The 23,469-nt window shown below is 55.2% G+C and carries 21 protein-coding genes; all 21 read right to left on the reverse strand.

Features of this window, described 5'->3' with window-relative positions; all coding sequences use genetic code 11:
* On the reverse strand, positions 1-968 hold a 968-nt coding region (locus C816_RS22095; RefSeq protein WP_016323965.1), incomplete at its 3' end, for a formyl transferase.
* Between the two features lie 14 nt (positions 969-982).
* Complete coding sequence (locus C816_RS18635; protein WP_016323966.1) at positions 983-2,500, reverse strand: amino acid adenylation domain-containing protein; 1,518 nt, start codon at positions 2,498-2,500, stop codon at positions 983-985.
* 20 nt (positions 2,501-2,520) lie between these two features.
* A complete protein-coding gene (locus C816_RS18640; RefSeq protein ID WP_016323967.1) occupies positions 2,521-3,381 on the reverse strand; it encodes an AAC(3) family N-acetyltransferase in 861 nt (286 codons plus the stop codon).
* Between the two features lie 42 nt (positions 3,382-3,423).
* Positions 3,424-4,191 (reverse strand): SDR family NAD(P)-dependent oxidoreductase, encoded by a 768-nt coding sequence (locus C816_RS18645; protein ID WP_016323968.1) that lies wholly within the window; start codon positions 4,189-4,191, stop codon positions 3,424-3,426.
* 18 nt (positions 4,192-4,209) lie between these two features.
* Complete coding sequence (gene fabD, locus C816_RS18650) at positions 4,210-5,139, reverse strand: ACP S-malonyltransferase (protein WP_016323969.1); 930 nt, start codon at positions 5,137-5,139, stop codon at positions 4,210-4,212.
* Between the two features lie 30 nt (positions 5,140-5,169).
* On the reverse strand, positions 5,170-5,397 hold the full coding sequence (locus C816_RS18655; protein ID WP_016323970.1) for a hypothetical protein: 228 nt from the start codon (positions 5,395-5,397) through the stop codon (positions 5,170-5,172).
* A gap of 2 nt (positions 5,398-5,399) precedes the next feature.
* The gene (locus C816_RS18660) at positions 5,400-6,215 is read right to left on the reverse strand and encodes a GNAT family N-acetyltransferase (RefSeq protein WP_016323971.1); all 816 of its coding nucleotides are present in this window, start codon (positions 6,213-6,215) and stop codon (positions 5,400-5,402) included.
* A 15-nt stretch (positions 6,216-6,230) separates the two neighbouring features.
* Positions 6,231-7,754, reverse strand: a complete 1,524-nt coding sequence (locus tag C816_RS18665) for an amino acid adenylation domain-containing protein (RefSeq protein WP_016323972.1) — start codon at positions 7,752-7,754, stop codon at positions 6,231-6,233.
* A gap of 24 nt (positions 7,755-7,778) precedes the next feature.
* On the reverse strand, positions 7,779-9,347 hold the full coding sequence (locus C816_RS18670; RefSeq protein ID WP_016323973.1) for an MBOAT family O-acyltransferase: 1,569 nt from the start codon (positions 9,345-9,347) through the stop codon (positions 7,779-7,781).
* Between the two features lie 4 nt (positions 9,348-9,351).
* Positions 9,352-11,484: a fibronectin type III domain-containing protein gene (locus C816_RS18675; RefSeq protein ID WP_207636961.1), complete on the reverse strand. Its 2,133-nt coding sequence runs from the start codon at positions 11,482-11,484 to the stop codon at positions 9,352-9,354.
* Between the two features lie 214 nt (positions 11,485-11,698).
* Positions 11,699-12,439, reverse strand: a complete 741-nt coding sequence (locus C816_RS18680) for an ABC transporter ATP-binding protein (RefSeq protein WP_016323975.1) — start codon at positions 12,437-12,439, stop codon at positions 11,699-11,701.
* Positions 12,440-12,450: 11 nt separating this feature from the next.
* A complete protein-coding gene (locus C816_RS18685) occupies positions 12,451-13,218 on the reverse strand; it encodes an ABC transporter permease (RefSeq protein ID WP_016323976.1) in 768 nt (255 codons plus the stop codon).
* A gap of 12 nt (positions 13,219-13,230) precedes the next feature.
* The gene (locus tag C816_RS18690; protein WP_196803665.1) at positions 13,231-14,265 is read right to left on the reverse strand and encodes an NAD-dependent epimerase/dehydratase family protein; all 1,035 of its coding nucleotides are present in this window, start codon (positions 14,263-14,265) and stop codon (positions 13,231-13,233) included.
* Positions 14,266-14,307: 42 nt separating this feature from the next.
* Positions 14,308-15,024 (reverse strand): IspD/TarI family cytidylyltransferase, encoded by a 717-nt coding sequence (locus tag C816_RS18695; protein ID WP_016323978.1) that lies wholly within the window; start codon positions 15,022-15,024, stop codon positions 14,308-14,310.
* Positions 15,021-16,298 (reverse strand): CDP-glycerol glycerophosphotransferase family protein, encoded by a 1,278-nt coding sequence (locus C816_RS18700; protein WP_016323979.1) that lies wholly within the window; start codon positions 16,296-16,298, stop codon positions 15,021-15,023. Before C816_RS18700 ends, C816_RS18695 begins: the two co-directional genes overlap by 4 nt.
* Positions 16,277-17,551 carry a CDP-glycerol glycerophosphotransferase family protein gene (locus C816_RS18705; protein WP_196803666.1) on the reverse strand — a complete coding sequence of 425 codons (1,275 nt, stop codon included), beginning with the start codon at positions 17,549-17,551 and terminating at the stop codon, positions 16,277-16,279. Before C816_RS18705 ends, C816_RS18700 begins: the two co-directional genes overlap by 22 nt.
* Positions 17,436-18,323, reverse strand: coding sequence for a glycosyltransferase family 2 protein (locus C816_RS18710; RefSeq protein ID WP_081646419.1), 888 nt, complete (start codon positions 18,321-18,323; stop codon positions 17,436-17,438). The genes C816_RS18705 and C816_RS18710 overlap by 116 nt, the downstream gene beginning before the upstream one ends.
* Positions 18,229-19,098, reverse strand: a complete 870-nt coding sequence (locus C816_RS18715; RefSeq protein WP_016323982.1) for an NAD-dependent epimerase/dehydratase family protein — start codon at positions 19,096-19,098, stop codon at positions 18,229-18,231. The genes C816_RS18710 and C816_RS18715 overlap by 95 nt, the downstream gene beginning before the upstream one ends.
* Complete coding sequence (locus C816_RS18720) at positions 19,095-20,198, reverse strand: glycosyltransferase family protein (RefSeq protein WP_016323983.1); 1,104 nt, start codon at positions 20,196-20,198, stop codon at positions 19,095-19,097. Before C816_RS18720 ends, C816_RS18715 begins: the two co-directional genes overlap by 4 nt.
* Positions 20,195-20,806: a sugar transferase gene (locus C816_RS18725; protein ID WP_016323984.1), complete on the reverse strand. Its 612-nt coding sequence runs from the start codon at positions 20,804-20,806 to the stop codon at positions 20,195-20,197. Before C816_RS18725 ends, C816_RS18720 begins: the two co-directional genes overlap by 4 nt.
* A 20-nt stretch (positions 20,807-20,826) precedes the next feature.
* Positions 20,827-23,388 carry a Helicase associated domain protein gene (locus C816_RS18730; protein ID WP_016323985.1) on the reverse strand — a complete coding sequence of 854 codons (2,562 nt, stop codon included), beginning with the start codon at positions 23,386-23,388 and terminating at the stop codon, positions 20,827-20,829.
* Positions 23,389-23,469: the final 81 nt, after the last annotated feature.

Here is a 23,469-nt window from a genome sequence, read left to right on the forward strand (position 1 = left end):
CTTCCTTCCTTCCTTCCTTCCTTCCTTCCTTCCTTCCGGGCCAACAGCTCCTGCATATCAAACATGGCTGACTCCTCTCCCTTCTCCTGATCGCATTTTTGAGAAGTATCTTGTTTCAGGCCAAACAGCCTGACAGACTCTCCGTCTCTGGATATCGTGCATGTGTCATGGAGCAAATCCAGGGAAAACGCAGCGTCCCCTGGGGAAGGCTCGAGTGCGTACCGTTCCCAGCTATAGCGAATCCCGTCATATTCAAGGAGCGGAACCCCCAATAACGCCAGCTTTCCATAATCCATGGCGCGTAAAAAAGCATATGTCTGAGAGATATCCCAGGCCAAAGACAGCATACCGTCATTGGGTCTTTCCCAGGAAAAATGAAATTTGATGTCTTTCCGCTCCTCCTGCTTTCGGCGCGGAAGCTCCTCTCCGCGGCATAGATCATTCAAAATTTCCTGGAACATATTGAATGCAGTTTGTGTCTGGAGAGACAACAGCCGAATCGACGTGATATGCGGCGATAAAAGAATCTCTCTTTGCGCAACAATATTTCCGGTATCCACATGGGCATCCACAAAGTGCCATGTTACACCGGCTGTCTGATCCTGCGAAAAAATGGTCCACGCTTCCGCGTTTCTGCCCGGATGTTTCGGCAGCAGGGAATTGTGATAATTCAGAATTGGAACCCTCTCTGCCAGACTGCCGGGAAATAAATAGACGTTATTGATGCTGAAGATGACAGCCGGATTTACTTCCAGGATTTCCGCTTCAAGCCCTTCTCCAACCTCGCCATAATGCACGCCGGCTATGTGGGACAGGGATCTTTCCAAAATAGAGACATTGCTCTGCTTTTTTTCATAAACATAAATTTCTGCATCAACCATATCTCTAAGCAGTTTTACACAGCGCGCCGCAATGGTCCCTGAGCCGAACACAGCCAAGCTATTCGCTTTTCTCAAATTAATACTCATCGTTCTACTCTCGTCTATATTCCCTCTCTCAGCCTCAGCCGGTCGATCTTGCCATTGGTATTCCTGGGAAGAAGCTCCATATGGATAAACCTTCCCGGGACCATGTATTGGGGCAGCTGTCTCCCAATCTCCCGCCGCAAAACAGCCGCCTCCAGCTCTTTTGGCGCTTCGTAAAAGAACACGATCTCCTTTTTACCGTGATCGTAGACGGCGCAGCCGTTTCTGACCAGCTGGAGCGTATTGACGATGACATGCTCAATCTCGCCCAGCTCAACCCGTTTGCCCATGTGTTTAATGAGACTGTCATTTCGCCCCTTGTATACAATCTCGCCCTCTTCATTGATGTAAACAATGTCGCCTGTTCTGTAAATCAGCTCCGGATATGCGGTATTGAGCGGATTCTGGACAAATACAGCAGCCGTTTTCTCCGGGTTGTTGTAATAGCCCATGGCCAGGGAAGAACCTCGGACACAGAGTTCTCCCTCCTCGCCCGGAGAAACCAGCCGGTTCTCGCCGTTCAAAATCAGGATATCCGTATTGCGGCAGGGCTTTCCGATGGGAATTGGCTCGTCGTCTCTGAGCGGACGGTCTGCCACGTAATAGGTACAGTCCACTGTAATTTCAGTCGGGCCGTACAGATTCACAAACGTTGCCTGCGGCAGTTGTCTTCGCCAATAATTAAACTGCTTGGTCGGAAAGACCTCTCCGGCAAACCAGACCATTCTGACCTCTGGCAGGGGAATTCGGGAAAGCAGGTCCATATTCGCAATGTTTACCATGATCGTCGGCACCCAGAAAAGATAGGTCGCATGCCTTTCCTGCAAAAATTGCAGCAGCCTTGCCGGAAAGCTTGGATAGTTTTCCGGAATAAGTAGCAAGGTACAGCCCCGAACCAACATCAGACAAAATTCATAGCTGAAATGGTCAAACACAATGGGGGCAATGCTGCCGGCGATATCATCCTGTCTAAGGCCCAGGGTCTCAATCGCCCAGGTGGTATAGTCGATAAAGCTCCTATGGTTCAGGACAACGCTTTTGGGCGTTCCTGTGGAGCCGGATGTGTTGATGAGACACAGCGGGTCCGTGTCGATCACATCCTCCAGCGCCCTTTGGAGCTCCTCCTCCGCGCCGGCCCTGGGAATCTGTCCATCCACAAGGACGGTCCGGTCCTCCGGCCAGACGGCGGACAAGGCCGCCTGATGCTTCCCGTCCGTAATTACGAATAGCGGGTCTACCAGATCCAGGATGTTTGCGATCCGCCGGCCCGGCGTCTTTACATCCAGATTCATGTAGGCATTCCCGGAATAGACGATCCCAAGATCGCTTGTGATCGACTCGATGCTCTTGGGGAGATACACCGCCACGGGCTGGCGGATCTGACCGTGACTCTTCCGCCGCAGCTGTGCCGCTAAAGCCAGGGCGTTCCCGGATAATTCCGCAAACGTGATCTCCCTTTCACCATCTATGACGGCCGTTTTTTCCGGCGCCTCCGCCAAGGTCCTTTCAAAATACTCCAGAATATTTTTAATCATAATATTACCTTCTGTATATTTCAGCAGTGTGTGACCCGTTCTCCGTTTTTCCCAAACGTATACTCATGGGTCAGATCCTTTTCCGCATAGGGAGCTGTGAAGCTGAAAGGGTCTCTCCTGATCCGGTCAGTGACCGCCTGGAAGATGTCCTCCTCCGTGATGCAGGCTATTTCCCCATCCCCCAACGGCGCAATCCTCAGAGCTCCCTCTCGAAAGAGATCCTCTTTGAGCTCCGCAAAGCTCATCAGCTCCACGCCTCCGCACTGCGTATGAATCGCGTGCGTATGCTGGAAAGCCTGTCCGTTTTCATCTATGATGGTACCGGAAAATCGCATATCAAAGCGATACGGAACATCCAATACCTTCTCGATGTAGTGGATATATGTGAAATATTCCGCGAACTCCGCCCCAAAGAATAAGAACTTTACATTTCCCGCCCGGTGCAGCCGGTCGAAGCCGGAATCCGGGCCAAAGCAATGGGCCGTCGGATCACCGGATGCCAGATCCGTCCGTTCCCCCTTCACCAGCAGCGAGAGCAGAGGGTCCAGAGAGCGGCGCACGTCCAGCTGTGTGCGGAAATACTCAGCGAGTATCCCCATACTGGTCCGGCTCTTTCGCACGTCATAGATCTCATGGTTTGCAAAGCTGAATGAGAATCCTGGAAACACTAATGTGGGAATCTTCAAATCCAGAAATATCTGATAAAGCTCCTGCAAATATCCCGTCCTCCCCAAAGAGCGGTTTGGCCGTCCAAACATCAGATCCGAATGAATGAACAGGATATCACAGCGATCCGCGCCGACCGTCTGGAGCTGCTCCAACACGTCCTCCCGCCTCCATGGACAGCCGCAGGCGGTCTTGAAAAGTTCCACATTCTCCATGTTTGTTTTCTCCTTATTTGTTACATTCTGCAATGATGTCTCTCAAATCCACCCGCCATCGGCCTGAATGTTTTTTGCGTTGATGCTTGAGGAGGCATCGCAGATCAAAAAGGCACATATGCGGGCAATCTCCTCCGGGGACTGCCAGCCTGAAAGCGATGTCTGCGCAGTTCGCTCAAAAAAATCATGGTTGCCCAGTTCTTCCGAAAGACGCTCCAGCATCTCCGTCTTTACCGCCCCGGGGCTCACACAGTTAACGCGGATTTTCCGATCTTTCAGCTCCATGGCCATAACCGCCACGGCGGCTTCCAACGCAGCCTTAGCCGAAATGTAAGCCAGCTCATACGGGCGGGGACGGCGAGCCAAGACCGCAGATATCCCAATAATTGAACCCCCGTCCCGGCTATACCGCTTTTTCCCGAACTGACGGACAAGTTCCACAAAAGAGTAGAAATCGACGGCCATGACCTCCTCCAGCCGCGATCTGGTCAATGCCCTCAGCGGGATGACGCCGGGAATCCCGGCGCAGTGGATCAGCCCATCCAGTTTTCCTGTCCTCGAAACGATTGTTTGAAAGAAAGAGTCCAACCCCTCTGGGCAGGCCAGGTCCTGTGTGATGGACGCGCAGCACGCCGCCGCCAACTGACGCTCCGTCTCCGCCAGGCGAGTGCTGTCACGTCCGGTAATTGCCACGCTTGCCCCCAGCTGGGCACAGCGCAGCGCTGCCGCCCGGCCAATTCCGGAGGAGGCGCCGGTAACAAGCACCGTCTTTCCTGTCAGCTTCATATCCTCTGTCAGACTCGGAATCATAAGCACACTCTCTCCTCATCAGCCGTCCGCCGCATGCCGGAGCACAGCCTCCAGCGTTTCCATATCTTCCACATGATACGCCTTTCCCTGGGGTACAATCTTTTTTACGAAGCTCTCCAGGGTCTTCCCCACGCCGAGCTCCAGAAACGTATCCGCTCCCAGCTCCGACAAGGCGTTCACTGTGTCCACCCAGCGCACCGGCGACACCAGCTGCCGCAGAACGCACTGCCTGATCTCCTCCGCCTCCCTGTGGGGCCGCCCATCCACATTCATATAGACGGGAATTGACGCGTTCCGAAATCGCACAGACTGAAAGGCCTCCTCCAACGCTACCCGTGCCGGCTCCATCAGTCCGCAGTGGGAAGGCACACTCACCGGCAGCCGCATTGCCCGGATCTTCCGCTCTTTTACAAGCATCAAAAGCCTGTCCACAGCCTCCGCCTCACCGGAGACCACAGTCTGCGCCGGGGAATTGAAATTCGCCGGGACGACATAGCCTCCTGCCTCGCTACACAGCGCCTCCACTTCCTGGGGGCGCAGCTTCATGACGGCGGCCATAGCGCCCTGGCCGGGCGGCACAGCGTCCTGCATAGCGTCCGCCCGAATCTGGATTACGCGGAAGGCATCCTCCATTGTCAGCACGCCCGCGGCGGCCAGCGCCGCGTATTCCCCCAGGGAAAACCCGGCGGCCGCATCGGGGTGCAGCCCTCTCTCGGTGACCGCCGCATAAGCGGCCAGGTCCGCCGCCAGCATACACGGCTGTGTATTGCGGGTCAGGTTCAGCTCCTCCTGCGAACCGCGGAAGCAGATCTCCGCAAGATTCCGCTTCAAAACGCCTGCCGCAAGCTCGAACACAGACCGGGCGGCAGGGCTGTTGTCATACAGCTCCTTTGCCATACCGGGGCACTGCGCCCCCTGGCCCGAAAAAAGAATCGCGATTTTCCCCATCCCTGCACTCCTTTACCGCACACCGGCCAGTCACGCCAGAAGCTCTTTGATCGTCTGGATAATCCGGTCCTTGTTTCCGAAATACTCCTCCTCCAACAGAGCCGGATCAAAGTCAATCTCGAAGGCGTCCTCCAGATCACCGATCATCGTGACAAATGACAGCGAGTTTACAAGCCCGTCCTCCAGCATGTTGCTGCCCGTGTAGGTGAGGAGCTCTTCATTGGTCTCCGCCAAAATCTTTAAAACCTTCTCTTCCATGTTCATGCCCTCCTAATCAAAATTTTGTGATACTGTTTCGTTCGCTCGTAACCCAACGACCTGTGCAGCCGGATAGAGCTGGTATTTTGGTCTTCAATGGTCGCCCGTAATATCTTATTGGGGTGTTCCCGAAGTTCCCGCTCTAAACCCTCAGAAAGCAAATATGCTCCCACGCCGGGAAACTCGTCATAGACGAATACAAATCCGTTTCCCCAGCCGTCTTTTTTCCCCATGCTGCTGCCGGCATGCTTCCCGTCTACCGCACAGGACAGGATGCTCATCGTTTCTAGATACTCAGGAAAGGCTTTCCGCAGAGGCAGGGCATCGCTGTATGGGTCAAAGATGTCATACATGGCGGACAGCTCCTCCACGCTGGCCTGATATGTGAGGTCAAAGCCCTTCAAGTGAAAACGCCGGAAATCCTGCCCGCTCTTTCGATCATAGAAATGGTAGGTCTTATAGTCGGTAAACCCCTCTGTGTACAGCTTTTCCAAAACAGCTCCCTGCTTCTCCCTCCCTTCCTCTTCATCGATTTCGCATGTCAGCACACCTCGTTCTACACTGGGGGGAAGCTCCAGCCTGATATGATCTGCGTCGCCTATGAAATAAAAGAGCTGATAGAACTCGTCCATCCGTTCAATGGCGTAAATGTTGTCGCCATCCTCTCGATAAAACATCTCCGTATATCGGAGGTCATCGTTCCGGGTGCTGTGCAGAAAATAATAATTCGTATAGTAGTGCCCCCGGCATTTCCGCCTCAGCGTCTTTGCTTTTGCCTCCAGCTCCGTTTCATTTCTGAGCAATACCCACTCGCTCATCGTTCCCGCCTCCTCTCAAACCATCTCCTTCAATCGGGTCCGGTCGATCTTTCCATTGGCGTTCAGCGGCATCTCCTCCAGCTGGACTACCTTCTCCGGAATCATATACACCGGCAGCAGCCCGGACAGGCGCTCCTGCATCTCCGCTCTGGCAATCGGATGCTGGGATACCACGAACAGCACAATCCGGCTGCGCTTTTGATCGTAGACACAGCAACAGCGGTCAATATCTTCAAGGGAAGAAACAGCAGTCTCAATCTCCCCCAGTTCAATGCGGTATCCAAGGTGCTTGATCTGGAAGTCCTTCCGGCCGACATAGACAAGCTCACCGTACTCGTTGTAGGAGGCCAAGTCTCCCGTCCTGTAGATCTTCTCCTCATACCGGTCATTCAGCGGATTCTGGACGAATGCCTCTTGTGTCTTCTCCGGATTTTTGTAGTACCCCACGGAAAGGCAGGTGCCCCTCACACACAGCTCGCCGACGGACCCCCGTTCCTCCGGGCGGATTCGTCTGCCGTCTTCACCCAACAATAGGATTTCCGTGTTCCGCATGGGTTTGCCGATAGGGAGCGGCTCATCGTCTTGAAACTCCCGGTCCACTCTGTAAAAAGTACACGCGTCTGTAATCTCCGTAGGACCGTAAAGGTTGGCATACACAGCGCCAGGCACGGCCTCCCTCCACCGGTTCAGCTCTTTGTTCGGCATTGCCTCGCCGCAGAACAGCACACGCTTGATGGTCCCGGTCATATCTACCTTTTTCAGCACCCGGAGCCGCGCCACCACGATTAGGGCGGTAGGGACCCAGAAGATCGTGTTAACTCTGTTTTCCTTTAAGTATTCCAGCAGCCGCGCGGGATTTGAAAACAGCTCTTTGGGGATAACATAAAGGGAGGCGCCGCTCTTTATGGCAGAGTAAATATCCAGAATGGAATTGTCAAAGTAGAACGGCGCCTGGTTGCCGAAGGAATCCGCCTCCGTAACACCGAACTCCTCCACTACCCAGTCGATATAATCAATGACCGCCCGGTGCTGAATCCCCACACCTTTGGGCATACCCGTGGAACCAGAGGTAAACAGAACGTAAAGCAAATCTGTATCCAGGATTTTCTCCGCCACAGAGCGAACAATATCTTCGTTCTCCTCCGATGGCTGGATATTTTCATAGATAAGATATTTTCCGCTGTAACCAAAAGCCGCAAACTGTTCCTTCAGCTCTGCCGTCGTGATTACTATTTTGGGCTGGAATATTTCCAGGATTTTGTTTGCTCTCGATGCCGGCATCTCCTCATCAATTGGAGAATAAAAGTTCCCGCTGTAAGCAATTCCCATGAAAGAGGCCAACACCTTCGCGCTCTTTTCCATATAAACCACCACCGGCTCCCGCGGGCCGACGCCGCTGGAGATCAGTTCTGCGGCAATCGCCAAAGCCTTCTGCCGGTACTCCCGGAAAGACAGCATCTCCCACTCGTCTACAATGGCCGCTTTGTCCGGAAACCGCTCCGCTGTCCGGTCCAGCCATTCTGTTACGTTCTTCTGCATTTTCCGACACCCTCCCTAAAAAACTTAGAATCCCGCATAGATAAAATCCGCCGCGTCATAACCCGGTCCGTAAAAGCCAAAAATTATAATTGCGAAAATAAGCGCATAATAGATGCACCACCGCAGGATTACCGGCTTTGCGGCGATTGTTTTACGAAGATAGACGCCTCTTTCTTTGAGCGTCTCTACAAGCATCAAGACTGCAAAGCAGACCAAAACCATCAAAAATTTCTGGCGGCTAAGTCCATAGTTGAAAAGGCTTCCGTCAAAGAGCACCCACAGTCTCGCCTCTGAAAGAAGCTGTTTCCAAAGCGTTACAAAACCGCTGACCGAGCCGTCGAAGGTCAGGGAACTGCCGATGCAAAAGAGTCCTACCGTTCGGATAGACTGCCAGGCGGAGAAGCTCCGGCTTGCCTTGTCGATATGCAGCCGAACGCATAACGTGTCAAACACAGGTTCCAAAATCTGAGAGAATACCAACAGGACCGTATAATATACGCCCCAAAGAAAAAAGCTGATTCCTGTCCCATGCCAGGCTCCCGAGAACAGCCACGCTAAAACAGACGGAATGCCTACATTGAACAAGATACCCGCGACCCGGCTCTTTTGTGCGATGGCCTGACCCTTCCTCCGAAATCGTCTGTCCCGTGTGATGGGAATAAAAATGTAATCGCGCATCCACGTGCCAAGGGTAATGTGCCAGCGCCGCCAGAACTCGGAAATATTTTTGGAAAAGAAGGGCTGCCGGAAATTTTCATCCAGCTCCACGCCGACGGCCTGGGAGATTCCCCGGACGATATCCATACATCCGCTGAAATCTGTGAAGCTGTATATAACACTGAAAATCAGCGCAATCGCGATTTCCAGCCCCGCGTAATCCATTATGGAGGCAGTCACCGTGCTGATATAAATATGCAGTCCCTCCGCGATAATCAGCTTTTTGAACAGCCCCCACAGGGCCAGCTGCATCCCGAAGCAAAAGCGCCTGTATTCGAACCTCGGGAGCTGGTCGAACTGCTCTGCAAGCTTGTCCAGCCTGCCGAACGGACCTGACACGATATGAGGAAAGTAGGTCACGCACAGCAGAAATTTGAGATAATTGTGCTGTACCTTCCCCCGGTCCCAGTACACGTCCAAAACATAACCGATCAGCATGAATGTATAGTAGGAGATGCCAATCGGTACAATCACGGATTTTCCAAAGGAAAACCCATGGAATCCGCTGACCTTCCATCCCAAATACCTGCCGATCTTAACATAGGTGAAAATTCCCACCATAAGGAGGACTGCCGCATACAGATAAATCCTGCACCTCTTTTTGTAGGCGTTGAACAGCTCAATCCGCTTTTTCAGCGGAAGCTCCGCTTTCACCTTCTCATATCCTGCATACTTCCGTTCAATCAGCCTGGCAGCCCCATAGGCCACCAGAGTGGTCCCCATGACGATGATCAGCGCGGACCGCCCGGCGCTCCAGCAAAAGACGATGTTTCCCGCCAATAGAATCCCCTGCTTCATCCAGAGCTTAGGCGCCAGATAATAAAGGCACAGGAGAACCGCCAGGAAGACAGCAAACTTTAAGCTCAGGTATGACATCGTCTCACCCCTCCTGTTCCAGGAGCACAGTCACAGCCATGTCCTCTGAAAATTCACCGCCGAAGACAACCCCGCCGGATCCATACAGCGCCTGAACGATATAGGAGACTGCGCTCTCCCCCTCCGCAGTCAAACTATCGAAATAGGCGTTCCCGGCGGCGGACTCCTTCAAAACCGTCCAATCCGAGGTCTCTGTCTTTTTATAGATCCGGTATGCGCCGGCGTTGGAGGCCGGGGTCCAGACGAGCTCAATCCCCTGTCCAATCTGCCGGGCAAATACGATTTCCGGACTGTCTGCCACTACACTGTCCTGTGTCGGACAGTGCCACGCATCTGTCTCTTGAGACGCAAATCGGTACTCCTCTTTAGAATAAGTCAGCGCAGCTGTAACACGGTACTGGTACGCCACACCTTTTTCCGCCGTGAGGTCCTCAAGCGAGGCCGCCTCTCCGGAAATCAGCTCCGCAATCTCGGTCCATCCACCTCCCTTGGTCCGGCGCTCAATATAATACTTGCCAGCACCGGACACCGGTTCCCAGGAAACGACAATTCGCCCGCTCTCGGCGGAGGCAGTCAGCCCAATATCCTGGAGCTGCGGCAGCCAGAGAAGACCGTTGGCATCGCTGCTGCCCAAAATACGGGCCCCTGTTTTATCCCGCATATACGCCCTCACAGTATACTGGAACGGCACTTCGCCGCCAAAGAGGTTCGTATCCGTATACTGCGTCTCTTTGCCAACATCGGCAACCTCGATCCAGCTTCCGCCGCAAATTTTCCGAAAGACCGCATAACCGTCCGCTTTCGAAACCGTCTTCCAGGTCAGCGTCAGCGACTGGCTGTCCCCTGTCAGCTCCAGAAGCTTTGGCGCGCGGGGGATAGTCGTGGCGCTGATTCCGGCAAACTGATAGTTTCCGTGCCAGTTTTTTCCGTCGGTCTCTCTTTGGGGAACGACAGTATATGTGTACTCCCGAAACAGAGCCAGATCCGTATCCTGATAGCTCAGCGTATCCGCTGTGACCTCTGCCAGCAGCTTCCAGGGCTGGGATGCCCCCTGCTTGCGGTAAATATGGTAGGCGTCGGCTCCCTCGACTTCTTTCCATTGCAGCGTCAGCTTCGTGCCGTTGACTTTCAGTGCTGAGAGCTCCGGCGCCTGGAGGCTGCTGTCATAGGCGTCGGCATTCAGCTCTTCCGCAACTACGTAGGGCGCGAGGATATTCTTGTACTTTTCGGCGGCAAGGTCCCAGCTCTCATAGCCCTCCTGTCCTCGCTTGTCCTGGAAGTCATAGTGCTCCACCAGATAATCGGAGAGATATTCTGTATACTTGATGGAGCCGTGAACATTTGCATGCCCAGTGTTGTAATAGTCTGTCGCGGTATTGATTCCGATTTCTTCCTGCTGATTCTTCATATTCAGCGTAGAATATCCCCGCGCTTCGGCCATCTCCATAATCTGATTGACCTCGGCGAGTGCAATTTCACTGGTCGTCACAGAGGTGTTGGACACAAACAGGACCTGGATATTTTCCTGGTCGATATAGTCAAAAAGCGATTCAAGGTATGCCTCCGCCTCATCTGACAGCTCCCCAAGCCGGTCTGTCTCCCGGTATGATTTGGAAACATCTTTTGTGTTTTTCAGGAAGCTGTCATATTGGCTTCCTCCCTTCGTCCCGTCCAGCTCGTAGGAGAGATCCTCCCTGATGAGCTCGCTCCATCTGCTGTGATAGCGGTATAAGGAGAAATAGAACTCCAGGCGGTCTGCCAGCTCATAGTCTCCCGTCTCACAGAGGTAATGGATGAGCTTCAGCTTTGTCAGGGACCAGGGCATATAGTCAGTCAGCCAGTGAATCTGACTGACTGAGCATTCACCTATATCGCCGGATGATATGTTGATGATCTTCAGGGCATCCGGCTGCGTTTTCTGAACCTCCTCAAGAATGAAGCGAACCGCTTTCAGAGGCTGACCGTTTGCCGCATAGGGCCATACCGCGATCCCATGGGAATCCCAGCCCAAGGCCGCCTGCCAAAATGCGTAGGTCGCGCTGGAACCGATATATACTGCGTCCAATGTGTCCTCCTCTTCCTCGTAAAATCCATGGACCCATTGGTAGTTCCGATAATCCCCCGGGCTTGTCAGCATCTTCGCAACCGATATTAAAATTCCACAGAAGATCACAAGAAACAGAATTGACTTAACAATTTTGGATGCTTTCGCCTCTTGGGGATCCTCTTCTGCCTGATACATCTCGCTCTCATTTCCCTTCTATTCTCAATTTTTATGTTCAAAGCTATTGTGCTTGCACGTTGCGCAAGCACAGCAGACTGGGTACCCAGTCTGCTAAACGGCTTTCTTCTCAGCATTTTTCTAAAAAAGCCTCATATCGGTCACAGATCCCCTGCACATCGTCTCCGAATTCCACTCGTTCTCCCTTATGCAGCCACAGTATTTTTCCGCACATCTCCCGGACCTGGGGCAGCGAATGGGAAACCAAAATGGTCGCTGCGCCGCCTGCGATGATCTCCCGCATTTTTTCCTCGCTCTTCTTGCGGAAGGCCCCGTCACCAACAGACAATACCTCATCCAAAATCAGAATATCCGGCTGCACAAGGCTGGCGACCGAGAAAGCCAGCCGGGACTTCATTCCAGAGGACAGCTGCTTAAAGGGGCGGTCCTGAAACTCCTCCAATTCTGCGAATTCAATAATCCGCCCATAGGCCTCATCCATGAACTTCCTGGTATAGCCCAGCATCGCGCCACGAAGGTACGTGTTTTCCCGTACAGTCAGATCCCCATCAAAGCCGCTGCCCAGCTCCAGCAATGCCGCAATGGTTCCCCGACGGGTCACTTTCCCCTCTGTCGGTTCCATGATTCCCGCAACCGCTTTGAGAAGCGTTGACTTTCCCGCGCCGTTGGTGCCGATGATGCCCAGCATATCTCCCCTTTCCAACGTAAAGCTGATATGCCGGTCCGCCCAGAATTCCCTCACTCGGTAATTCCCACGAAGCTTTTGCAACACAAAGTCCTTCAGGCCAATGTCCTTGAAATCCCCCGTAATATACCGGATGGACACATCTTCAAGCCTTAAAACACTCATTTCTGTCTCCATCAAACATAGTACAAAAATTTGTGGTTATACTTCACGTACATCCAGCAGCCCAGGCCAAACGCGGCCGCCGTATAAAACAGCAGCAGCAGATGGAACTCCAGCGTCGGAATCGTCGCCTCAATGACAATCTTCCTGAAATACCGGATGAACACATAAATCGGATTCAGATAGAAGGCATACTGCCCCATCTTGCTGTACTGGTCAATCGTATAGAAAATGGCGGACAAATACGATAACAGCCGCAGAAAAACCGTCCAAAGGTACCGAATATCCCGAAAGAATATGAATAGTGCCGACAGAATCAGCCCGATCCCAAGGCTAAAAACCACCAGGCAGGCGATTGGATACAGCAGAAAGATGAATTTCCAGGTAAATGTGATATTGTCGATGACGCAGAACAAGAAAAAGACGCACAGCGTCAGCCCGAAATTAATCAAAGTCTGCACATTTTTGGAAAACAAAAACAGGTATTTGGGCACATTAACCTTGGAAAAGATCTTGGAATTTCCCAGCAGACAGGACATGCCCTCATTGCTTGATTCCCGAAAATAGGAAAATATGAGGTTACCGCAAAAGAGGTAGGTGGTGTAGTGGGGCGTGTCCCGTCCGAAAAACTGGGTAAATACCAGCCGCATCACCAACAGCGTCAGCAATGGTGACAGAATGCTCCAGGCCATGCCCAAAACCGTCCGCTTATATTTCTTTTTGAAGTCCCGCTTCACCAGTTCCTCAAAGAGGAACTGGTGTTTTTTCAATCTCTGCCACATGATAAATACCTGCTATTGTCTCAATTCCCACAAAATGTCCATGGTCTCATGGATTCCTGTCTCAATATCATATCCCGGGCACCAGCCCAACTCCTTCAGCCGTCCGCCGTCCATCAGTGCCTTCGTCGCGGTGGAAAATCCCCTCCGCTCCCACTCATTCGGCAGCTCGAATACAACCTGTGTCCCGGCATACTGCGCAATCATCTCTGCCAGCACCTTCAGCGTGATATCCGATCCGCTGTCGCCCAAGTTATAGGCCTGGCCCGTTTTTCCGCAAAGAAGGCTCCACAGTATTCCCAAAACCACATCATACACATGTGCATAAGAATACAGTTGATTTCCTTCGCTCTTGAGCACAATATTTTCCCTGTCAATGCCCTTTTTGATAAACTGCGCGGCAGCTTTACTGTCAGTCATCCGCATTGTAGGGCCATAGCTTCTTGGAAGCCGGAGAATTACGGCGTCCACACCGTACTGCTGAATATATGCCTGGCACAGCGCCTCGCCAGCCCGCTTTCCCTCCGGGTAGCCCGCGCGGAGCGTGTTGCAGTCCAGGTATCCGCAGTAGTCCTCCTGGAAATACGTTACGTCGCCTCGGTTCTCCCCGTATATCTCCACGCTGGAGAGCAGCAAAAACCGGCTTCCCGGCTTTTGTGCCGCGAGTTCCAGCAGATGACAGGTTCCCTGCACATTGGCAAGGACCGTGTTCACAGGCTCCGAAGAATAGGCAAGCGGATGCGTTGTGCTGGCCGCATGGATCAGATAATCCACTTTGCTGGCAAACGGCGGCGCCGGCATCCTGACATCATACTCCAGAAACGTGAATTCCTCTGCGCCAATCCACGGTTCAAAGCGCTCTTCCGCGGCAAATCGATTCCGGCCTGCCGCGATGATTCTGCATCGCCTTTCCGGCGGCAGGCGTCTGTTGTATCGCATGATGGTGTCCACCAGAAGGCTTCCTATCATACCGGACGCACCGGAGAGGAACAGGGTTTTTCCCTCCATCCGCTCCCAGTACGGAAAGGCCTCATGCAGTTTGTCCACCATGTCTAGGTATCGTCTATTTTCTGTGATTCGCATATGTTTCCCCTATTTCAGCCAGGAATCCCGTTCCATCTTCATGTAGGTCTTAAACAGCTCAAAGTCATCTTTTGTGGTCAGCTTGATGTTCTTCTCCGAGCCGGCCGCAAAGTAGAGCCGCTCTCCAAGATCTACCATCAAGGTATTTGCGTAGGTAGACGCCTGGATGCCAATATTCTCCGCAAACGCTTTTTCATACGCCCAAAGCAGTTTTTCATAGCGGTACGCCTGGGGCGTCGATACCCGGCGGAGCGTATCCCTGGGGATATATTTCGTCGTGGACACTTCGTTATCCGCCACAAAGATCTGCTCGTTGTAGGGCAGGGATGTCACCGCATTTCCATGCAGTCTGCATTGAATCAAAATGTCCGACAGGACAAAGTCCTCCACCATGGGCCGGATTCCATCGTGGATGATGACAATATCATCCGGGGCACATTCGTCCCGCAGGCGGAATACGCCGTTTCGGATTGATTCCTGCGCAGTTTCACCGCCGGAAGTAATCCAGCGGAGCTTGCTGATCCCGAACTGCTTGGCATATGCCCGCAGCACCTCATGCCACCCATCCAGGCATACGACCCCGATGGCGTCGATTTCCGGGTGCCGCTGGAAACCCTCCAGCGTATACACAATGACCGGCTTGTCATATACGTTCAAAAACTGCTTGGGAATATCCTGGTTCATCCTGTGCCCACTGCCGCCGGCAATCAAAATCGCAATATTCATGACGGTTTTCCTCCTTTTTCTGACGGCCGGTGAAACACGTAATCGTAGATTCTCTGGGTACTGTGCCCGTCACACGCCGACATGAATCTGTTTTTCAGGGCCCGGACTCGTTCCACGTCAAACCACTCCTCCACTGTCAGCAGCTTCTCCGTCAGCTCCTCCTGGTCAAATACGTACGGCCCCGGCGCCAGTTGGTCATAGGGAAAAAACAGCCCCCGATCCTCATCATATTTGTCGATATCATAGATGTAGGAGATAACCGGACGCTCCAGCAGGTAATATTCAAATATGATGGACGAATAATCCGTAACCAGAATATCAGCAGCACAAAGAGCCTCCTCCGGCGTCAGAAGCTCTGTTCCATCGAAAACAAATCCGCGCCCCTGCAGACGGCCGGACTCAGGAAGTCCGCTCTTGGCCATCAGGGGATGAAACTTGGTGATCAACGCATAGCGATCCGAAAGGCACTCCTTCAGCCTCTTAAAATTCAAATCATACTTGATGTAGGATTTGGCGATGCTTTTTCCACGAAACGTCGGCGCATACAGAATAACCTTTCGTCCGCCGATCTCCGGGAACAGCAAGCGCACCTTTTCTTCGGCTCTCTTTCGAAAGCCGTCATCAAAGTAAATATCCGTTCGGGGAACACCCAGCGGTTTTACAATCTGCGGACTGCTGTGGAACGCTTCACAATAACCCGCGATTTCCCTTTCTCCCGCAGATGATATGCTGGCCAATGTATATGCCGTATGCATGGGATAGCGTTTCTTCTCCCGCTCAGACATCGCTCCGGCCCCCCAAGCCTCGCTTGTTACGGCATATCCCATTCTTTTCATGAGTCCACAGCCATGCCACAGCTGTACCACCTGTGTCCCCGGCCGCGGTTTCGCAATATCCGACAGCGGAAAATGCTCCACCAAAAACAGTGTCCGGCATTGCGCGTACAGCTTTATAAATTGAAAATGGAACCGCAGCTTCGCTTTTCTGCGTTGCCAATTCGGCAGCTTGTTCGAAAAAGATCTACCCGACAGGACTTCACATTGATATCCATCCCGTTCACAAAGTTCATATAAACTCAAAAAATTATCCGGCATATCCCTGTCGCGGAGGTCTGCAAACACCACCAGTCTATCGTTGATCGGTTTCCGGCTGTGCCATCGATAGACCACCGGTAAAAGCCATTTGTACCCAACATACTTCACCGTTTTTTTCAGCCTGGCGGCAAGTTTTTTTGCAAGTTTATTTTTTAATTCTACTTTTCCCTTTGCAGCCATAATTCCGCCCTCTTTCCGGTCACGTTCTTCCGCGCCCTTCTCTGTCCCTGTATTCGCGGATTCTCTTCTGTTCCAGCACCACAGCTGAAAACATGCTCATAAATCCGTTCCCCAACCAGCCGGGCGGCCCTTCCCGTCTCGCAGCCGCCCAGCTCCCGGTAGTGCCTTACGCAGGCCTCTTTGTAATCCTTCATGGAGAAATTCAGGATGCTCTGCTCCAGCTCTTCAAGGCTGGATGCCTTTGGAAACGGCCACTCCGACACCGGCGTGTACACCTCCGTTGTCTGAAGATAGCGCTCAAAGTCCAGCGCGAACAAAAAGCACGGACGGCCCGTCAGCATGAAGTCCCACATGGACGAGGAAAAATCCGTCACCAGCACATCCGCCGCGCAAAGCAGCTCCTGCATGTCATCATAGCCGGAGACATCCAGCACTCCCAGCATCGGACTTTCCTCCCGCCGCTTGATTTCGGGGTGAAACCGGAACGCAAGCCGCCAGGTCCCGCCAAACCTCCGCTCCAGGGCCCCGCACAGGCACGCGCGGTCCATGCCGTACGAAACCGCGGCGGGCTCCTCCGTGCAGACGCCTCCCAGCCGCCGGAACGTGGGCGCAAACAGCGCCAGCCGCTCGCCTTCGGACAGCCCCAGCCGCTCCCGGACCTCCTTCCGCAGGATGGCGTCCGGATGAAGCAGGCTGTCATTCCGCGGCATCCCAATCTCCCAGAACAGGCGGCGGGGAATCAGGAAGGATTCTGCGAAAACCTCGCTGGTATATACCGATGTCGACAAAAACAAATCCAGATTGGAGGCCGCCAGCTTCATTTCCGCTCTTCCAATCTTGGGATATTTGTATCCCCATAATCCGCACTTCTTATAGGCCCCCCCGCCATGCCAGGTATCTATCACAAGCCGCCCCTTCCGCGAAGGAAAATAGGAATAGCCGCCGTTGTTGGTCAGGTAAACCGCCGCAGTCATGGCGCAGTAAAAATACCGGAGGGAGCGGAACCTGACAGGCTGTATCCCCTTCTCCCGCAAAAAACGATGCTTTTCTACATCACGAACCGCAAAAAAAATTTCAAAGCAGCCGGGGTAGCTGCGGCAGAGGAATTCCGCCACGGCCTTGGGGTTGTCCGAATAATTATGGGAGAGGCCGTTGTTCAGGACCACCCGGTTTCTCCTCACCGGAAACAGCCGCAGCGGAAGCAGCAAGGCGCGCATCACCAGTTTTTTTAAAAGATGTACCAGTTCCCGCATACGCGCCCCTTCCTTCGGATCTCCTGATTTTTCCTCTTTTGCAAACGCTGTGGACGGCATAGCGCAGCGTCAGCAGCACCGCGGCAGGGCGCGAATACCCCACATGGCGGTAGGAGCCAACCATCATGCCCACGGACCGCATCCGGTTCCCCGATTTGGACTGCCCGTGCATCCGGTACACCAGCAGCGGCTCGTTCAGCCCGTAGGCGCACCGCGCCTCCCGCAGGATCTCCAGCCACGCCGCGTAGTCCTCGTGCATCCGGTCCCCGCCCATGGGGTGGCGGAGCATCACCTCCCGCCGCACCATCACGGAGGAGCAGGACAGCAGATTCCTCCGCAGCAGCGTCCTATAGTCCGTCTTTCGTTCCGCCTCCTGGATGTAGCCATAGGGCCGTCCCTCCCCGTCCATGAACGATGAGGCGGTATAGCCTAAAACGGCGTCCGGGTGCGCCTCCAGCACCGCTAACTGCTTCTCCAGCTTGTCCTCCCGCCAGAGGTCGTCGCTGTCCAAAAAGGCAACCCACTCGCCCCCTGCCTCTGCCACGCCCAGGTTCCGGCTGGCGGAGACGCCGGCGTTTTTCCGGTTCCTCAGCAGGACAATCCTGCCGTCCTCCTCCGCCAGCCTCTCCGCAATCTCCGCCGTGGCATCCTGGGAGCCATCGTCGATGATAAGCAGCTCAAAATCCCTCCACGTCTGGCGCAGCACAGACCGGACCGCCGCCTCGATGTACCTCTCCGCATTGTATGCAGGCATCACTACACTGACCTTCATCCCAATACACCAAATCCCCAAACGCCTTCCTGCCCGCCCTGGTAAACCGCCTCAGCAGCGCCGGCCCAGCATTCAAAAGCCTTGTCTGCGGCAGACGCCGCCCCTGCGCCTCCGCGATCCGGCAGATCATCCGGCAGGTACAGAAATACTCCGGGTCCTGGGGGCAGAAGACCCCCTCCGCACCACTGTCTATCGTTTCCTTCATATAGGCGCAGAGATGTTCAATGGAAATTGCACTGCGCCGGTTCTCATACTCCGGACAGGCCGGCAGAAGCCCCGCCAGCCTCACCAGCGCCCGGTAATTCCCCCGGCAGCCCTCCCCGTAGACCATAGGCGGCCGCAGGATGGCCACGCGGAAGGTCTCCGTCCGCAGCCCCCAAAGGAGTTGCTCGGCCTCCAGCTTGCTCCTTCCGTAGCTGCTTTGGGGCCGTGGAACCGTCTTCGGCGTAATGACCCCCTCGTCCATCCCATAGACGCTCATGGAGCTCAGGAACAAAAACTGCCCAACGCCTTCTGCCCTGGCCTTTCGGGCTGTCTCCACAGCCAAATCCCGGTTGATCTGGCCATACAGCGGCCGATTCCCTGCGGTTTCCCTCATATGTGCCAGCCCCACGGTATGCAAAACCGCGTCATATGGAGAAAAGTCCTTCTCTCGCCAGCTCCCATGGCGCAGGCTGACAGAATGCACCATATACTCGCCGGAAAACGCTCCCATATATTGGGAGAAAGCTCTTCCGATGTAGCTGTTGGCGCCGGTCACCAGGATGCTCCTCATCTCTCAGCTCCCATAATCTTTCGCAGATTCGTGGAAAAGACCCTCTCGGCAAAGTATGTATGGTAAACCGCCTGAATCTGCTCCCGCCGGCTCTGCAGGGCCAGCAGCTTTGACGCGGTAACCTCCATACTCCCGTCGCAGTTGAGCCCTACAGGATACCTCTCGATGAAATCCCAGGTGTCCCCCGGGACGTTGTTGATGACCGGAAGGGACGCCTCCAGGTAATCCACGCTTTTCATTGAAAGCCCGGAGCGCGGCCCGTTTCTCAGCAGGTTCAGCCCAGCGTGGCAGCGCTCAAAAATCCTCCGCTTTTTCTCCGGGGCATAGACCTTGCCATGGAATTCCACACGGGCCCCAGCGTCCTCCACCGTCCGGCGCAGCATCGTCTCCCCGTCCCCAGCCCCAATCACATGCAGCTCCGCAGCCTGACCCATCCTTTGCAGCAGCCTGCCCACCGCCTGGAAATCGATGTCACCGTTCACTTGTCCCAGGAAACACAGGGCAATCCTGTCCCTGGGCGGGTGCGCCTCCAGGTATCGGAACCCGTCCTTCCTCGGCACAAACAGCGTATGCAGCTTCTTTTTCTCGCAGCTCTTTTGCAGGACTGCCCAATATTTGCTGGACTCCGTTACAACAATATCCGCCCCGTCCGCATAGCGGTCCCGCAAGCCTTGCCAGAGACACCCAGGCGGCGTGGAAGCGAATCCCGGTACCGGCATGGACTCCGGCCACAGGTCCATGAAATCCAGCACCAGCCTCATGTCTGGCCGCCGCTTTCTGTAGAGCGCCGCCTCCCTGACCAGGGAATTGGGCGGCACCAGCACCCACAGCAGGTCTGGCCGCAGCTCTTCCGCCCGGTATAGTGCGTCCCTGGCAAAGCGCATATGGGACCGAATCCGCGCCGGGGAAAACCTGCCGTAGTAGGGAATCACCGGCAGCATTTCAAATCCCGCCGGGCAGTGGGTGCGCCTGCACCGCTGCATATGCCGGAAGTTTGGCACCAGCACGGACACCCGGTGTCCCTCCCCCCGCAGGGATGCCCTCAGCAGTTCCACACGGCGGTCATATACATCAAAGCAGTTAATGATGGTAACCTTCATCGCTCTGCCAGCTCCTTCGGCTTCTCCGCGCCCTCCCGCACACCGTCGTGCCGCAGAACCGCTCCGATGGTGCCGAAAAAGCATTTACAGTCAAACAGGAAGCTCATATGTTCCACATATTCCCCGTCATAGCGGGCCTTCACCTCAATGGGCAGCTCGTCACGGCCATTGATTTGGGCCCAGCCGGTGAGGCCTGGCCGGATATCGTTGGCGCCGTATTTGTCCCGCTCCGCCAGCAGGTCATACTGGTTCCACAGCGCTGGGCGGGGACCGATAAAGGACATCTGGTTCCGCAGGATACAGAGTAGTTGCGGGAGTTCATCTATAGAGTACTTCCGCAGGAACGACTGGAACGGCGTGGAGTAGGCCGCGGCGTCCTTCAGAAGGTGGGTCGGCATGCTAGCGGGGGCCGTGACGGACATGGTTCGGAATTTCAGCATCTGGAACTCCTTCCGGTGGATGCCCACCCGCCTCTGGCGGAAGAGCACCGGGCCTGGGGAATCCAGTTTCACCAGAACGGCAACCGCCAGCATGGGAAACAGCAGCAGGAAGAGGGCCGTCAGAGCAACTGCGATGTCCAAAAGCCTTTTTATGTAACGCACATACATAACAATTCCCCCGCCTGCGCTTACGCGGTGCTTCTGGCCGTCTCCTGTCCGGCCCCGCCGGGGTACGGGTCAAAGCCAAGCTCTTTCAGCCGCCTCACCTTGCACTCCGACAGCTCACCATTCCTCCAGGCCCGCCGCTGGAGCTGCAGCCAGCTGTCCAGCCGCTTTCCACTGCCGCCCAAGCAGCCCTTGGGAACGTCCAGGTGCCCGTGCTCCAGGAAGAACCGCCGCGCATCCTCATACCTCGCCTCCCAGACCTCCTCATTCTTCGAGCGCCAGGTCATGCCAATCCGCTCCAGCTGGGCGACCTGCTCCCCGCTGAGGCGCTTACCGGGGCGGCTGCCCCGGTAAATCTGCTTTTGCTCGTTGAGCCACTTGTGCAGCCAGACCCCCTCCGAGACATAGTTTCCCGGAACATCCAGGTTTCCGTGCTCCTCGTAGTACCGCTCCGCCAGTCGGTACCGCCGCTCCCAGGAGTCCTCCTTTTCCCAGCGCATTCCCAGCGCGTCCAGCTTCGCCCGGCGCTCCGGCGTGACGCGGATGGCCAGGCGGCCCGTTTTAGGGTCCCGCTCCGTGTGCCGCCACAGCCATCTGCCTAGGGCAAAGCCGTCCTCATCCACATAATTGGCGGGGATATCCAGATTCCGGTGGGTTTCGTACCACTTGACAGCCCGCCCATAGCCATACTCCCATCTCCGGGTGTAGGTGTCCTCCCAGATCATGCCGATGGCGTCCAGCCGCCGGATCTGCTCTTCCGTCAGGGAATTCCTACCCCGGCCACTGCGCATCCGGCGCAGGCTGCGAATCCAGGTGCCCAGCCTCTGCCCGTCCGGGTTGACATAAGCCGCAGGAATATCCAGGTCATGGTGCTCCAGATAATAGGCCGCGCAGCCCAGATAATTCCTCTCCCACAGGTAATCCAACTTATTCCAAATCATTCCCAAAGCATCCAGCTGTTGTATCCGCTCCCGCGTCAGGTAGCCGCTTCGGCTGCCTGCGGAACGCGCCGTGCGCAGGCTGCTGACAAACGCCCCCAGGCGGAGTCCCTCCTCCGTTACATAGTCTGCCGGAACATCCAAATCCCCCCGCCGCTGCCTGTAGAGGCAAAGGGCGCCGTAGCAGCGGTTCCAGGACGCGGTATGCCGGTCCTCCCAGGTCATGCCGATGGCGTCCAGCCTGGCGATCCTCTCTTCGGACAGGCTTCCGTACTGCTGCCCGGCCCGCACCTTCCTTTGCGTCATGAGCCAGTTGCCCAGCGCATACCCCTCCGGTGTTCTGTAGCGCCGGGGAACCCGCAGGTTGCCGTGCTCCCGGAAATACTGTGCCGCGTACCCGTACATCAAATCCCAGGAGGCCGAGAGGGTGTCCTCCAGCGCCTCGAACAGACTCCGGCAGTCCCGCAGCTCGTCGATAACGCGGAATGACTCGTGGACAATCCGCTCTCCCTCCCCGCAGAACCGGAGGTCCTCCGCCGCCTCCCGTATTTCCGCCTCCACGGCGCCGATGCTGTACAGGTTCTCGATGTTGTTCACCACGTCGAAAATCACAGCCTCCCTGGCCTGGCTGGCCGACAGGGCCCGCCCTACCTGCTGCTTGTATATGATGGGCGAAACCGTCGGGCGAAACAGAACCACCCCGGACACCTCCTCCACGTGGATGCCCTCATTGAGCATATCGATGCAAAACAGCAGCTTCAAATGCCGGCTGGTATCCGCCTTGAAGCCGGCAAAGGCTCTGCCGGCGGCCGGGTCCTCCGAGTATGCCCGGTAGACGCGGGGCTCCGGGTCGATTCTCCCAAACCACTCTGGCACATGGGAAATCATCTCATCCATATGCTTTGCGTTAGCGCAGAAGATGATGTACTTCCCCGTCCGCTCCCGCATGTGCTTTTCAAACATTACATCCAGTCCGTCCGCCTGCTCCAGCGTCCGCCGCAGGGCATCCAGCAGTTTTCTGGCTCGGTCCCCTGCGGGCCCGCTCCCGGCGCGCCGGATGCGGGCCTCATATTTCCTCCATTCGCTTTCCAGGGAAAACATGCCCAGCACATATCGGGGCGGGTGCAGAATGCCCCGGGCAATGGCCTCGCCAAGCGTCATCTCGGAGGCAATCCGCCCGCCAAAGAGCTCCTTGGCCATATCCCGGCGGTTATCCAGGTAGCGCACATTCGTGGCGGAGAGACCCAGCAAGCCTGCCTGCGGGTACAACTCCTCCAGACGCCGCACCCCCCGCCCCCACTGCTCCGCCCCACAGCGGTGGAACTCGTCCAGGACGATGTAATCCGGGCGGAGGACAGACAGCTCCTCTTCGGACAGCATCATAAGCCTGGCATAGGTGAAAAAGCTGATATTGGGCAGTTCCCCACCGCCTGCCGCCTGCCAGTTTTCCAGTTGGGTGCGGAAGATATGCTCCGACGGAGACAGCCAGCAGACACGGGCGGATGGATGGTCCAGGCACAGCTGGAAGCCAATCAGGGACTTGCCCGTGCCGGTGGGATGAATGACGGCGGCCTTGCCGTACGCGGCCAGCATCGCCGCGGCAGACTGGTACGCCTCTTCGTTGTGGGGATACAGGATTCCGGCCATCTCATTCCCTCCTTTCGGCTTTACAACAGGATAGTCGTTTTGTTGTAAAATATCCTGTACCTGTTTGGTTCCTGCACATGG

The sequence above is a fragment of the Oscillibacter sp. 1-3 genome (assembly GCF_000403435.2).
In the GTDB taxonomy this organism is placed as follows: Bacteria; Bacillota; Clostridia; order Oscillospirales; family Oscillospiraceae; genus Oscillibacter.